Origin of the sequence: Paraburkholderia domus, from assembly GCF_905220705.1 — a bacterium.
Taxonomy (GTDB): domain Bacteria; phylum Pseudomonadota; class Gammaproteobacteria; order Burkholderiales; family Burkholderiaceae; genus Paraburkholderia; species Paraburkholderia domus.
Genome location: NZ_CAJNAT010000043.1, coordinates 39,620 through 52,088 on the forward strand (window position 1 = coordinate 39,620; position 12,469 = coordinate 52,088).

Genomic DNA, 12,469 nt, shown 5'->3' on the forward strand with positions numbered 1-12,469 from the left:
AAGTCAGTTGCACTGGCTGCATCTGCCGTCGCACGTCGCTTCAGACCATCGAAACGACGCTATTGAGCAGCGTCTTCACGAGTACCGCCTGGCGCGTCGCACCCGTTTTCGCAAATACGCCGCGCAAATGCGCTCGCGCCGTATTCTTCGTCACGCCGAGCGCATCGGCGGCTTCGTCCAGTGTGAGGCCGTCAACCAGAAGAAGGGCGAGCTCCGTTTCGGTCGGCGTCAGACGAAACAACTTGCGCAGCATGACGCGCGCATTCTGCGGCGAGCCGGCGGGATCACGAATGAAGACGGCGACGGCGGGCCGGCGTTTCTTGTCCTCCGCACAATAGTTGAGCGGAATCGGGCGCATCAGAACGCTGAGCGGCATTTCACCCGTCGGCCGTGACAGCGTTGTCGCCTCGACGCATGCGGTAGCGGCGACGAGGTGATTGTTAATCGCCGACTGAATTGTCTTCTGGAAGCGGCGATTCTCCAACGGACAGTGCGCATGCAAGGCATCGTGGTTGAGGTAAATGCCATCCTGCTTCGCAAACAGACGGTCGGCCGCGCCGTTGCTCTTCATGACCTTGCCATGTTCGTCGAGGATCACGGTGCCCACCAGCATGCGGTCGATGGTGCCTGCGTATAAGGTGCGTTCGGATTCGAGGACATCGAGCGTCGAGTGCAGATCGACCGCGCGTTTCAGATGCGGCAGGAGAATGGCGATCAATGCCTTGTCGGCTGGGCTATAGTCGGAGCCGCGATGGGCGCGGCTGACAAAGAACGCACATTCCACACCGTCATCGGTGCGGATGTTGGCCGCCAGGATATAGCGCAGATCGAGCGGCTTCAGGTATTGCAGATAGAACTCATGCTCGCACCAGGCTGGTTCGCCGAACAGTTCGTCGGCGGTGAGCACCTGACCGGCGGGCAGCGTGATAAATGGACATATCGCATAGTAGTGCTCGCTGTAGGACGGCTCGCCCGGCAATAGCGTGCCGTACGAGGACGCATTGACGATCAGGCCAGGCCGGTCGCTCGCCGGATTGCGCAATACCAGCGTGACAAAACTCGCGTCGAGTTGCTGCCGGATGCATTCCAGCAGGCGTGACCACGGCGTCGCCTCCAAAGGCCCCTGATAGACGAGACCGAGCAGCGCACTCAACTGCCGGGGGCCAAGTGCCGCAGCGTCAAAGTATTCGGAAGCGATACTGTCGCAATCCGTCGATATCTCCATCGACATGTTCGGTGTCTCCGATGAACATGGACTCAAGATTTTTGCTTGTGTTTGCGACGATCATACAAACGTGCGCGCCGCCCACATCGTCCGTTTGATCTAGTCGATGGGGCGGCGCACCGATAACACGGCAGCCTTGCAGCGAGAGGACGTTAGTGCGGATTGCCGTCGCCCAGCAAATACGCCACGACGCGCTCGGCTGCCTGTTCGGGCGAGTCGGTCGTGGTGTCGATGCGGATTTCAGGCTGTTCAGGCGGTTCATACGGCGAGTCGATGCCGGTGAAATTCTTCAGTTCGCCGCGCCGCGCTTTCTTATACAGTCCCTTGGGATCGCGTTGTTCGGCGACATCGATTGGCGTGTCCACGAATATCTCGACGAACACGCCCGCGCCGGCCAGCGCGCGCGCCATATTGCGCTCGGCACGGAAGGGCGAAATGAACGACACCAGGGTGATCAGGCCTGCGTCCGTCATCAGACGCGCGACCTCGGCGACACGCCGGATATTCTCGACCCGGTCGGCCTCGGAAAAGCCGAGATCCTTGTTCAATCCATGGCGCACGTTGTCGCCATCGAGCAGATAGGTGTGCTTGCCGAGCGCGTGCAGTTTCTTCTCCACCAGATTGGCGATGGTCGATTTGCCCGCGCCCGATAACCCCGTGAACCACGCAATGCGCGGCGTTTGGCCCTTGAGCGCAGCATGCGCCGCGCGATCGACATCGATCGCCTGCCAGTGCACGTTCTGCGAGCGCCGCAACGCGAAATGCAGCATGCCGGCGCCGACGGTATTGTTGGTCAGGCGGTCGATCACGATAAAGCCGCCGGTATCGCGATTCTCGGCATAGGTGTCGAACGCGATCGGCTGATCGAGACTGAGATTGCACACGCCGATTTCGTTGAGATCGAGTGTGCGGGCCGCCAGGTGTTCGAGTGTGTTGACGTTGATCTTGTATTTGGGCTGAGCACCGGTGGCGCCCACCAGACGGGTGCCGATCTTCAGCAGATACGGACGGCCCGGCAGCATCGGCTCGTCGCTCATCCAGACGAGCGTGGCTTCGAACTGGTCGGCGACGGCGGGCGGCGCGTCGGTGCGCGCGATCACGTCACCGCGGCTAACATCGATTTCGTCTTCCAGCGTCAGCGTGACCGATTGTCCGCACGCTGCCGAGTCACACTCGCCCGTGGCGGTGATGATGGACGCGACACGGCTTTCCTTGCCGGACGGCAAGACGCGAATGCGCTCGCCGCGACGGATATCGCCTGAGACGATGTTGCCCGCGTAGCCGCGAAAATTCAGGTGCGGCCGGTTGACCCATTGCACCGGCAGCCGGAACGGGCCGCTGCGTTGCGCGTCGTCTTCGATCGGCACGGTTTCCAGATACTCCATCAGCGCAGATCCCTGATACCAAGGCGTGTTGGCACTGGGCCCGGTGACGTTGTCGCCGCGCAGTGCCGACATCGGGATGCAAACGATATTTTCCAGCCCGATCTGCCTGGCAAACTCGCGATACTCGGCTTCGATCCGGTCGAATACATCTTGCGCGTAATCGACCATATCCAGCTTGTTGATCGCCACCACGATGCGGCGAATGCCGATCAGCGACACCAGGTAGCTGTGGCGGCGCGTCTGCGTCAGTACACCTTTACGTGCATCGATCAGGATGATCGCGACATCGGCTGTAGAGGCGCCAGTCACCATATTGCGCGTGTACTGTTCATGTCCCGGCGTATCGGCGACGATGAACTTGCGCTTCTCGGTCGAGAAAAAACGGTAGGCGACGTCGATCGTGATGCCCTGTTCGCGCTCGGCGGTGAGTCCGTCGACGAGCAGCGCGAAGTCGAGATCGCCGCCTTGCGTGCCGACTTTTTTTGAATCCGCTTCGAGCTGGCTGAGCTGGTCTTCGAACAGCATCTTCGACTCGTACAACAACCGGCCGATCAACGTGCTCTTGCCGTCGTCGACACTGCCACAGGTGATGAAACGCAGCAGTCCTTTGGTTTGATGCGTCGACAGATATTGCTCGATGTCGTCGGCAATCATGGTGGAAACGTGTGCCATCAGAAGTATCCCTCCTGTTTCTTCTTTTCCATCGAACCGGCCGAATCGCTGTCGATCAACCGTCCCTGGCGCTCTGACGTCTTCGCCAGCAGCATTTCCTGGATAATGCCGGTCAGCGTATCGGCCTCGCTCTCAATCGCGCCGGTGAGCGGGTAGCAGCCGAGCGTGCGGAAACGCACGTTCTTCATCTGCGGTGCTTCGTTCGTGTGAAGCGGCATGCGCTCGTCGTCGACCATGATGAGCGTGCCGTCACGCTCGACCACCGGACGCTCCTTCGCGAAGTACAAGGGCACGATCGGAATCTGGTTCAGGTAGATGTACTGCCAGATATCGAGCTCGGTCCAGTTCGAAATCGGGAACACGCGGATGCTTTCACCCTTGCGCTTGCGCGCGTTATACAGGCGCCAGAGTTCGGGGCGCTGCATCTTCGGGTCCCAGCGGTGCTGTTCGGAGCGGATCGAGAAAATGCGTTCCTTGGCGCGCGATTTCTCTTCGTCGCGGCGTGCCCCGCCGAAGGCCGCATCGAATCCATAGTGATCGAGCGCCTGTTTCAAACCCTGCGTCTTCCAGACGTCCGTATGCACCGCCGAGCCGTGTGTGAACGGATTGATGTTCTTCTCGACGCCTTCAGGGTTGATATGGACCAGCAGTTCAAGACCGAGCCGCTCGACGGTCTGGTCGCGAAACGCGATCATCTCGCGGAATTTCCACGTCGTATCGACGTGCAGCAGCGCAAAGGGAGGCTTGGCAGGATAGAACGCCTTCATCGCGAGATGCAGCATGACCGAGCTGTCCTTGCCGATCGAATACAGCATCACCGGGTTTTCGCATTCAGCCACCACCTCGCGCATGATGTGGATGCTCTCTGCCTCCAGACGCTCCAAGTGGGTCAACATCGTGAGTCTCCTTGTCGTTTGCTGGGCCCCGTGACGAAGATGAGGGGGGCCGCGCATGAAGGAGACAGTACCGGTGCGGTGCAGATGGATTCTTCGTCCGACCAGACTAAAAAGCGCATGGCGCGCGTTGCGTCCGTACGAACGGGACTAGCCTGGCTGCGTCGCGCGCGCGGCCTGGTAGAGCGACTCGGCCCGGACTTTCAGGCTGCGCGCGACCGCGTCAAAACCCATGCGCACCCATTCACCGTGCGTGGCCATCACGACCGGCGCCGTCGGCCCAAGAAACAGGTCGGTCGAGTAGTAAGTGCAGCTTGCCTCGCCGGTTGCCTCGATCACCTGGTCACGGCGCGCCGCATCCGGGTTGCCGGCTGAAGGCGTCATTTCCCACGACAACAGCGTCGGACGGTCGAACGCCGCAAGGTGCTCGATCACGTGAAGCAGTTCGCCGGGCGCGGCGGGGTTCGGCAGGAACAGATTGACCGGTTCACCCATCTTGAGCGTCGATTCGACCTTGACCGTGTACGGATTCCATTGCGGATACTGCGCGAGATCGATCAACACATCCCACACAAGCGACGCAGGCGCATCGATCTCGACTTTGATCGATGTCACCAGGTATTGCTGACTGGACATATGTGACTCCTTGGCAAGCGGGTTGTTGCGCACCATCGCGCGCACTCATCTTGTCAGGGGCACGTGAACGGGTTCCTCGTCCAGGTGGACTATTGACGGGTAAACCCAGGCTAGTCCGGTCGGACGAAGAGCGCGGGATTCGTCCACTTGTATCGTGTGCTTCCAAGGACACGACGGAGACCCGGCATGGCGGTACATTCCAGCGAAGAACAGCTTCTTTCCGGCCACGCATGGGCCGATTTCTGCGAGACGCTAAAACGCAGCGGCCAGCAGATTCTCCGGGCGGAGGCACCCAGCGACGCGCTTACCCGCACTGAAGGCTTTCGCTATCTCAGCCGACTCTTGCGAATTGCGCTTGAAATGCATGTGGAATTCGCGGACGCGGATTTCCCCGGTTTCTTCTCGCCATCGCACGAAACCGCGAAGATCGGCGCGGATAACCCGGACAATCTCTACCAATATGCTCGCCTGAACGGCGCGCACGACTATCGGGTTTCCGGCCAGCGCGGCACTGTGGCGTATTTGAGCTTCGGCACGCAGAAGGGAGGCTACGAGACCGACGGCAAGATGACCCAGACCGGTTTTATCGATGCCGGCCATCTGGCGGTCGAGGCGGACGGCAGTTTTGAAATCGTGCTGAGCCAACGCCCGCATGAAGGCAACTGGGTGCGTATGGAACCGGGCACCAACGCGCTGATCGCGCGGCAGACGTTTCTCGATCGCAAGTCGGAGAAGCCTGCCCAACTGAAGATCGAGCGCATCGGTTCGACCGACAAGCCCGCTGCGCTCGATCCCGCCACGCTGCACACCGGCCTGTTGCGCGCGGCCGGTTTCGTCGAGAACACCGCACGTCTCTTCGCGGATTGGGCCGCGGGCTATCAGCGCCACGCCAACCAGTTGCCGCCCGCCGACCAGGCGGTGTGCCAGGCCGTGGGCGGCGACCCGAACATCTTCTACTACCACTCGTACTGGACCCTCGGCGACGACGAGGCGCTGGTGATCGAGGCGGCGTCCCTACCCGAATGCGACTTCTGGAACCTGCAGATCAACAACTACTGGATGGAATCGCTCGACTATCGCCACCACACCGTCTGCATCAACAAACATTCGGCGCGCTACGACGCCAATGGCGGCGTCACGCTGATCCTGAGCGCGCGCAATCCGGGCAAGCCCAACTGGCTCGACACGGCGGGGCACCGCAATGGGACGATGTGCTGGCGCTGGGTCGGTGCCGCGCAACCGGTTCACCCGGTTGCACGGGTCGTCAAACTCGAAACGCTTGAGGAGGCGGTATGACGACCGACGCAACCACAGCAACCAGGTTCGACGTGGACCACTTGTTGGAACTAGCGATCGAACGCTCTGGAGGACTTACCGATTTCGGCGGCGGTAACTATCGCGCGGCGCTTGACGTGTTGTTCGATTCGCTGACACGCGAGGCCAACCTGTCGCCGCAAGGCGAGGCGTTGTTGCACGGCAAGGTGCTGGCGCAACTGGTCAACCGGCTGGTCATCGAGGACTATTGCCGACGCTATCCCGAGATTCTCACGCAGCCGATCGATGACCCGCTTGTCATCGTCGGCTTGCCGCGGACCGGCACCACGCTGCTGCAACGCATGCTGGCCGTCGACCCGCGTTTCTACTCAGCGGCCTGGTGGGAAACGCGCTACCCGGCGCCGTTGCCGGGTGAAGCGGTTGAGCATCCCGCGTCGCGCATCGCGTCGGCCTGTGCGGAGGTCGACCAGATGATCCAATATATCCCGCAGATTCTCGCGATTCACCCGCTCGACGCGATGCAGCCGGACGAAGAGTTCATGCTGATGGAGCACGCGTTCATGTGCGCAATGGACTCGTATGCAAACGTCCCGGCGTATACGGCCTGGCTCGCGCAGCAGGACCAGACCTCCGTCTATGAATACCTGAAAAAAATGCTGCAGTTCCTGCAATGGCAAAAGCGGCAACGCGGCGTGCCGGATGCGCAGCGATGGATACTTAAGACACCGCAGCATCTGCATACACTCGAATGCCTGTTCAAGGTTTTCCCGCGCGCAAAAGTGGTGCTGACGCACCGCGATCCAACCATGACGATTCCGTCGATGGCCAGCATGGCGCACACCCTGTGGAAGATGTTCGCCGACGCCCCGGACGCCAAAGTGGTCGGCGGGCAGTGGTCCACGCAAATGAGGCGCGCTGTTCACCACGCGATGGCGGTGCGCGCCACGCTGCCGGCCGGGTGCTTTCTCGACATCCGTTTCGAGGACACCGTGACCGATCCGTTCGGCGTGATCGAGCGGGTGTATCGCTTTGCCGGCATGCCGTTTCCCGACGATGTCCGCGACGCGATGAAGGCATGGCTGTCGCACAACAGCCGCGACAAGCGCGCGGTACACGACTACACGCTCGCGGAGTTCGGACTGAGTGTGGAGCAGCTTGAACGCGACTTCGCGCCGTACCGCGAACGTCATATTTTGCCCGGAGTAAGCGCGGCGCATTAGCGCGCGATTCCCCGCGCATCCGGCGCGTTACCCCCGCATTAATAAGCCCTCTCATCATGGACACACACAGGAAAAGCATGCCGCGCGATTTGCAGTACCTGCTCGACCGGGCCGACATCTCCGATTTGCTGATCGATTACGGCACCGCGATCGATGCGCGCGATTTTGCCGCGCTGGATCGCATTTTCACCGCCGACGCCGTGATCGACTACCGCGCGACCGGCGGCCCACGTTGCACGCTCGAAGAAGCCAGGCAGTTTCTGGCCGAGGCATTGCCGCAGTTCCCGCGCAGCCAGCACATGATGGGCAATATCAGCATCGCGCTGCAAGATGCGACGGCGACCGCTCGCACGATGTGCCACAACCCGATGGTGATGCGGCAGCCCGACGGCGGTGAGAAGGTGATGTTCTTCGGCATCTGGTACGCGGATGAACTGGTGCGCACCGACGACGGCTGGCGCATTCGCAACCGCTGCCTGGAATTCTGCTACTCGTATAACTATCAAGGAAGTATTTGACATGCTCATGCGAAACAAGGTCGTCGTGGTGTCGGGCATCGGTCCGGGCCTCGGTATCAAGCTTGCAGTTGAGGCCGCGCGCGAGGGCGCACACGCGGTTGTCGTTGCCGCCCGCACCGCGGCGAAACTGGATGAGGCGGAACAGCGGATCCGCGAATTGGGCGTCGACTGTCAGGTGCTGAAGGTGACGGCGGACATTACCGACAGGCAGCAATGCAAGCATCTGGTCGAACAGGCGATCGAGCGGTTCGACCGGATTGACGCGTTGGTGAACAGCGCATTTGTGCACGGCAAATTCCCCGAGCCGATCGAAGAGGCTGATCTGGAAGGCTGGCGCTCGGTGTTCGACACCAACGTGTTCGGCACCATGAACCTGACGCTGGAAGTGGTGCCGCACATGAAAAAGCGCGGCAGCGGCGCGATCGTCATGATCAACACGCAGGCGGTGCGCAAACCGTTTCCGGGTGAATCGGGCTATGCGGCGTCCAAAGGCGCGCTTGCGGTGGCGGTCAAGTATCTCGCGCGAGAACTTGGGGCTCACGGGATCCGGGCCAACAGCATCCACATGGGCTGGATGTGGGGCGCGCCGGTGCAGGAGCATGTGCGGCAGGCAGCGGCTGCGTACGACGTGCCGCAGGAGCAGATCATCGCGCCGATCGCCGCGAACATCGCGCTCGGACACATTTCGACTGACGATGACTGCGCAAAAGCGGCATTATTTCTGGTATCGGACTACGCGAAGGTCATCACCGGTGCGACACTCGACGCCAACGGTGGCGACTTCATGCCTTGACGCGGCCCGTTTGGAGACACACTGTGACCCAGCCTATCGGCACGGATCAGCATAAACGCGGCGGCGCTGCGGGCGCGGAAGACTCGCGCGCCACCGCCACGGCGACTCACTTCTTCGCCTTCAACGGCGACGCGGACGGACTCTGCGCGCTGCAACAGCTGCGTCTCGCCGAGGCGCAGCAAGCCGTGCTGGTCACCGGCGTCAAACGCGACATCCAATTGTTGCGGCGTATCGAAGCCGGTCCCGGCGATCGGATCACCGTGCTCGACGTCTCGCACGAGCAGAACCGCGAGGACGTCAACCGTCTGTTGCGGACCGGCGCACAAGTCCGGTATTTCGATCATCATTTTGCGGGCGATTTGCCGGCGCATCCGGCATTCGACGCCCATATCAACACGGCAGCCGACGTGTGCACCAGCTCGATCGTCAACGGCTATCTGGGCGGACGACATGTCTGTTGGGCCATCGTCGCGGCCTTCGGAGATGAACTGCCGCAGCTCGGCCAGGCGCTCGCTCGCGCATATGGACTCGCACCTGAAACCGTTGCATCGCTCGCGGAACTGGGACGTCACCTGAACTACAACGCCTACGGCGAAACCATTGACGACCTGCACTTCGACCCTGCCGTATTGGCTGATGCGATGTTGCCGTTCGCGGACCCGAGCGATTTCATGCGGAACACCCACGTCTTCGCGGCGCTGTGCGAAGGCTATCGTGAAGATATGGGGAAGGCGCGTGCGCTGCGTCCTGAACGGGAGGTGAGCGGCGCCACACTGGTCAGACTTCCTCACGAAGCGTGGGCGCGGCGCGCAACCGGGGTGCTCGCCAACGAACTGATGCAAACGCGGCCGGACAGCGCGCTCGCGGTCCTATCGCCGAAGTCCGATGGCGGCTTCGTCGTGAGCGTGCGGGTGCCGGCGGGCAAAGCGCTGGGCGCCGACGATTTCTGCCGCGGCTTCGACACCGGCGGCGGCAGAAAGCGGGCGGCGGGAATCAATCATTTGCCGGAGACCGAATGCGAGCAGTTCATCGCGCGCTTCGAAACGGCTTTTCGGATGCCATGAACGACGCATCGGACCGATCAGGCCGATGCGCTCCCCAATCGTTGTCGCGCGATATGGCCTAGACCGCGATCAATCGAATCAATGCGCCGCGAGCGTATTGAGCGCGCCCATACCCAATTGATTCCGGCTGACGATCGGACAGTTTAGCGCGCAACCGGTCGGGTCCAGGTTCGCGTAGGATGCCGCGCGCGCGCCATTGTCCGAACTGGCATCGCCTGCATGCGTGCGCACGAAGCCGCCGAGCGCCAACAACGCGACCGTACATCCGCCGACGACACCGAGTTTTCGGGTAAAGAGTTTCATGTTGTCTCCGTCCAGTTCAGCCAGGGTTCGTCTTGCGCGGCCATTCTGGGGCACGGCAGAGCGATGATTTTGTATGGACTCAGGCTAGCACCGCCGATTGACCGGGGCTTAGTCCGATTGAATTAGGGGGAAACCTTGGGTGTCTGGGGGGCGGCCGGGACCGCTAGTCGCAGCGCCTGTGTTGCAGAGCAGCAAGAGGGCGGCATGGGGTTAGCCCTGATCGGCATCGTCCGGTTGGCCGATGAAGCCGTCGCCGCCACGTTCCCGTCCCAGTTAGTCCGAATGGATGATTGAGCCTTGCGGTGGGGCTTGTAACTTATCGCAAGGGCGTCGCTTTCGATCGTCCTCGGAACACGGAGACTACATGACGGCAATGGACCACCTTGAGGCGCGGCTGCGCAGGCTCGAGGACATGGATGCGATCCGCAGTCTGAAGGCGCGTTACTTCTTTTGCTGTGATCGGAAAGACCCACAGGGTGTGCGCGATTGCTTCATGCCAGGGCAGGTGCTGATCGACTACGGGCGTATCGGCGTGTTCAGCGAGCGTGATCAACTGGTCGACGTGTTCGAGCGACTCGGCTGCCACGATCATATTGTCGAAATGCATCACGGAGCGAATCCACAGATTTCGCTCGTCGACGATACGACGGCGCGTGGCACCTGGGGATTGTTCTACTACCTGATCAACACGCGCGATCGCGTGATCACCCAACTGGGCGCGTACTACGACGACGAATATCGAAAGCTCGATGGCGTTTGGAAGATCGCTGCGACGCGCTGCGTCGTGACGTCGACCCTGGCAATGGATCTCGCCGATGGAATGGCGAAGATTCTGTTCGCGGGCCGAAATGCGCCGGCACTCGTCGACGATCCGGTAAATCAGGCGTAGCCCCGCTCGGGGATTCCGAAACCCTGGTTCTACAACCACATCAACCTGGTTTGCGCGTTCCCCTCGCGGCGATGCGCTCAGCCAGTCAGAAAAGGAGCTTCATCATCATGGGTCGTCTTGCAAACAAGGTCGCTATTGTCACCGGCGGCGCCCGCGGCATGGGCGAACAGACGTGCCGCCTCTTCGCGCAGGAAGGGGCACGGGTGGTCATCGCTGATGTGCTGGAAGCGGAGGGCGAAGCACTCGCACGCGAACTGGGGGACGCAGCCTGTTTCATGCGCCTCGATGTCAGTGACGAAGCGAACTGGGAGTCCCTTGTCGCGGCGACGCTGAGAAAATTTGAACGCATCGATGTACTCGTCAACAACGCAGCCGTGCTGGTGTTCGGCGAGATCACCGCGTTGACCAAACGTGACTTCGAGCGCGCCGTTTCGATCAACCTCGTCGGCACCTTCCTGGGCATTCGCACGGTCGCGACTGTCATGAAGTCCCAGCGGGCCGGCTCGATCGTCAACATTTCGTCGGTTGACGGGTTGCGCGGTGTCAACGCGCTTGCGGCCTATGTGTCGAGCAAATGGGGCGTGCGTGGGCTGACCAAGGTAGCCGCGCTCGAGCTCGGTCATCATGGTGTCCGTGTGAACTCGATTCATCCAGGTGGCGTCAACACGCTGATGTCGAATCCGGGTGGGGTGCCGGTCGAAGAGGTCAACAAGGCCTATAAACACGTGCCGATGCAACGGGTCGGCGAACCGGACGAGATTGCCCGGGCGACGCTGTTCCTCGCTAGCGACGAGGCGTCCTATTGCAATGGCAGCGAGTTGTCCGTTGATGGCGGTATGGCGGCCGGGAGCTACTATGCCGGCTTGCCGGGAGCGCCGGTCTGACGGGTATCTGGGGCGCGCCGCAGCCGTTGGCGCGCCGCTGCCTGCCGGCGATACTTCGGCGGCCTGCGTGAGCGGTCGCGGATGGATTCAGCTTACATAGCCTCGTCCAGAAGCACATTGGCCAGCACCGACGCACCTTGCGCCAGGTGCACGGGATCCGCATCTTCCAACTCGTTGTGACTCAGTCCGGCTTTGCAGGGCACAAAAATCATGGCGGTGGGCGCGACATACGACAGATTGACCGCATCGTGACCTGCTCCGCTGCAAATATCCATGGCGGGATAACCCAGCGACGACGTCGCTTGCCTTACGCGTTGGACACATTGATCGTCGAAGGCGACGGGTTCATAGGCCGCAACCGTTTGCACGTCGACACTCGCGCCGTGGGTCATGGCCCGTTGGTCGCAGATAGTCTCGATTTCGGCTACGAGCTTCTGGAGCATCGGTTGCTGCGGGTGCCGTACATCAATGCTGAAGACGACTTTACCGGGTATCGTGCTTGGCGAATTGGGATAACAATCGATGTGTCCCACCGTCACGCGCGCGTCGGGATCAATTCTGTGGCCGAGGTCAAGGATAGACGCAATCATATTTGCGGCGGCTCTCGAGAAACATCGCATGGAAGTACGGGTGGTTTTCAGGCCGTTTTCGTGTCGGGAATGATCTGGAAACCAAGCGCGGACGCGCGGCGTCTGAGCGCCGCGATGCTGCG

The 12,469-nt window shown here is 61.3% G+C and carries 13 protein-coding genes; 7 read left to right on the forward strand and 6 right to left on the reverse strand.

Going from position 1 to position 12,469, the window contains the following annotated elements; genetic code table 11:
• Positions 1 to 40: 40 nt before the first annotated feature.
• The 4 genes from KHO31_RS36230 to KHO31_RS36245 form a co-directional block, all read right to left on the reverse strand.
• Positions 41 to 1,231 carry a helix-turn-helix transcriptional regulator gene (locus tag KHO31_RS36230; protein WP_407945984.1) on the reverse strand — a complete coding sequence of 397 codons (1,191 nt, stop codon included), beginning with the start codon at positions 1,229 to 1,231 and terminating at the stop codon, positions 41 to 43.
• A gap of 146 nt (positions 1,232 to 1,377) precedes the next feature.
• Complete coding sequence (cysN, locus tag KHO31_RS36235) at positions 1,378 to 3,282, reverse strand: sulfate adenylyltransferase subunit CysN (protein ID WP_201108496.1); 1,905 nt, start codon at positions 3,280 to 3,282, stop codon at positions 1,378 to 1,380.
• Positions 3,282 to 4,235, reverse strand: coding sequence for a sulfate adenylyltransferase subunit CysD (gene cysD, locus KHO31_RS36240; RefSeq protein WP_201086518.1), 954 nt, complete (start codon positions 4,233 to 4,235; stop codon positions 3,282 to 3,284). The genes cysN and cysD overlap by 1 nt, the downstream gene beginning before the upstream one ends.
• Before the next feature lie 90 nt (positions 4,236 to 4,325).
• Positions 4,326 to 4,811 (reverse strand): SRPBCC domain-containing protein, encoded by a 486-nt coding sequence (locus tag KHO31_RS36245; RefSeq protein WP_201081584.1) that lies wholly within the window; start codon positions 4,809 to 4,811, stop codon positions 4,326 to 4,328.
• A gap of 186 nt (positions 4,812 to 4,997) precedes the next feature.
• Here KHO31_RS36245 and KHO31_RS36250 point away from each other — a divergent pair, with 186 nt between their 5' ends.
• From KHO31_RS36250 to KHO31_RS36270, 5 genes are all read left to right on the forward strand, one after another.
• The gene (locus KHO31_RS36250; protein WP_201081586.1) at positions 4,998 to 6,107 is read left to right on the forward strand and encodes a DUF1214 domain-containing protein; all 1,110 of its coding nucleotides are present in this window, start codon (positions 4,998 to 5,000) and stop codon (positions 6,105 to 6,107) included.
• Positions 6,104 to 7,306 carry a sulfotransferase family protein gene (locus KHO31_RS36255; protein WP_201081588.1) on the forward strand — a complete coding sequence of 401 codons (1,203 nt, stop codon included), beginning with the start codon at positions 6,104 to 6,106 and terminating at the stop codon, positions 7,304 to 7,306. Before KHO31_RS36250 ends, KHO31_RS36255 begins: the two co-directional genes overlap by 4 nt.
• A gap of 77 nt (positions 7,307 to 7,383) precedes the next feature.
• Positions 7,384 to 7,824: a nuclear transport factor 2 family protein gene (locus KHO31_RS36260; protein ID WP_201081590.1), complete on the forward strand. Its 441-nt coding sequence runs from the start codon at positions 7,384 to 7,386 to the stop codon at positions 7,822 to 7,824.
• Between the two features lies 1 nt (position 7,825).
• Positions 7,826 to 8,617: an SDR family oxidoreductase gene (locus KHO31_RS36265; RefSeq protein ID WP_201141558.1), complete on the forward strand. Its 792-nt coding sequence runs from the start codon at positions 7,826 to 7,828 to the stop codon at positions 8,615 to 8,617.
• A gap of 35 nt (positions 8,618 to 8,652) precedes the next feature.
• Complete coding sequence (locus tag KHO31_RS36270) at positions 8,653 to 9,681, forward strand: acetyltransferase (RefSeq protein WP_201081702.1); 1,029 nt, start codon at positions 8,653 to 8,655, stop codon at positions 9,679 to 9,681.
• Positions 9,682 to 9,759: 78 nt separating this feature from the next.
• On the opposite strand, the gene KHO31_RS36275 is transcribed toward KHO31_RS36270, so the two are convergent.
• Positions 9,760 to 9,984, reverse strand: coding sequence for a hypothetical protein (locus KHO31_RS36275; protein WP_201081594.1), 225 nt, complete (start codon positions 9,982 to 9,984; stop codon positions 9,760 to 9,762).
• Between the two features lie 364 nt (positions 9,985 to 10,348).
• Here KHO31_RS36275 and KHO31_RS36280 point away from each other — a divergent pair, with 364 nt between their 5' ends.
• Positions 10,349 to 10,873, forward strand: a complete 525-nt coding sequence (locus KHO31_RS36280; protein WP_201081596.1) for a nuclear transport factor 2 family protein — start codon at positions 10,349 to 10,351, stop codon at positions 10,871 to 10,873.
• A 107-nt stretch (positions 10,874 to 10,980) separates the two neighbouring features.
• Positions 10,981 to 11,757, forward strand: coding sequence for a glucose 1-dehydrogenase (locus KHO31_RS36285; protein ID WP_211621298.1), 777 nt, complete (start codon positions 10,981 to 10,983; stop codon positions 11,755 to 11,757).
• A gap of 92 nt (positions 11,758 to 11,849) precedes the next feature.
• Here KHO31_RS36285 and KHO31_RS36290 read toward each other — a convergent pair.
• A partial coding sequence (locus tag KHO31_RS36290) for a M20/M25/M40 family metallo-hydrolase (RefSeq protein WP_211625690.1) occupies positions 11,850 to 12,469 on the reverse strand: 620 nt, incomplete at its 5' end.

Coding starts and splice junctions, on each gene's coding strand:
- KHO31_RS36265 (WP_201141558.1), top strand. CDS start 7,826: ATGCTCATGCGAAACAAGGTCGTCGTGGTGTCGGGCATCGGTCCGGGC.
- KHO31_RS36260 (WP_201081590.1), top strand. CDS start 7,384: ATGCCGCGCGATTTGCAGTACCTGCTCGACCGGGCCGACATCTCCGAT.
- KHO31_RS36275 (WP_201081594.1), bottom strand. CDS start 9,984: ATGAAACTCTTTACCCGAAAACTCGGTGTCGTCGGCGGATGTACGGTC.
- KHO31_RS36250 (WP_201081586.1), top strand. CDS start 4,998: ATGGCGGTACATTCCAGCGAAGAACAGCTTCTTTCCGGCCACGCATGG.
- cysN (WP_201108496.1), bottom strand. CDS start 3,282: ATGGCACACGTTTCCACCATGATTGCCGACGACATCGAGCAATATCTG.
- cysD (WP_201086518.1), bottom strand. CDS start 4,235: ATGCGCGGCCCCCCTCATCTTCGTCACGGGGCCCAGCAAACGACAAGG.
- KHO31_RS36230 (WP_407945984.1), bottom strand. CDS start 1,231: ATGTCGATGGAGATATCGACGGATTGCGACAGTATCGCTTCCGAATAC.
- KHO31_RS36285 (WP_211621298.1), top strand. CDS start 10,981: ATGGGTCGTCTTGCAAACAAGGTCGCTATTGTCACCGGCGGCGCCCGC.
- KHO31_RS36280 (WP_201081596.1), top strand. CDS start 10,349: ATGACGGCAATGGACCACCTTGAGGCGCGGCTGCGCAGGCTCGAGGAC.
- KHO31_RS36255 (WP_201081588.1), top strand. CDS start 6,104: ATGACGACCGACGCAACCACAGCAACCAGGTTCGACGTGGACCACTTG.
- KHO31_RS36245 (WP_201081584.1), bottom strand. CDS start 4,811: ATGTCCAGTCAGCAATACCTGGTGACATCGATCAAAGTCGAGATCGAT.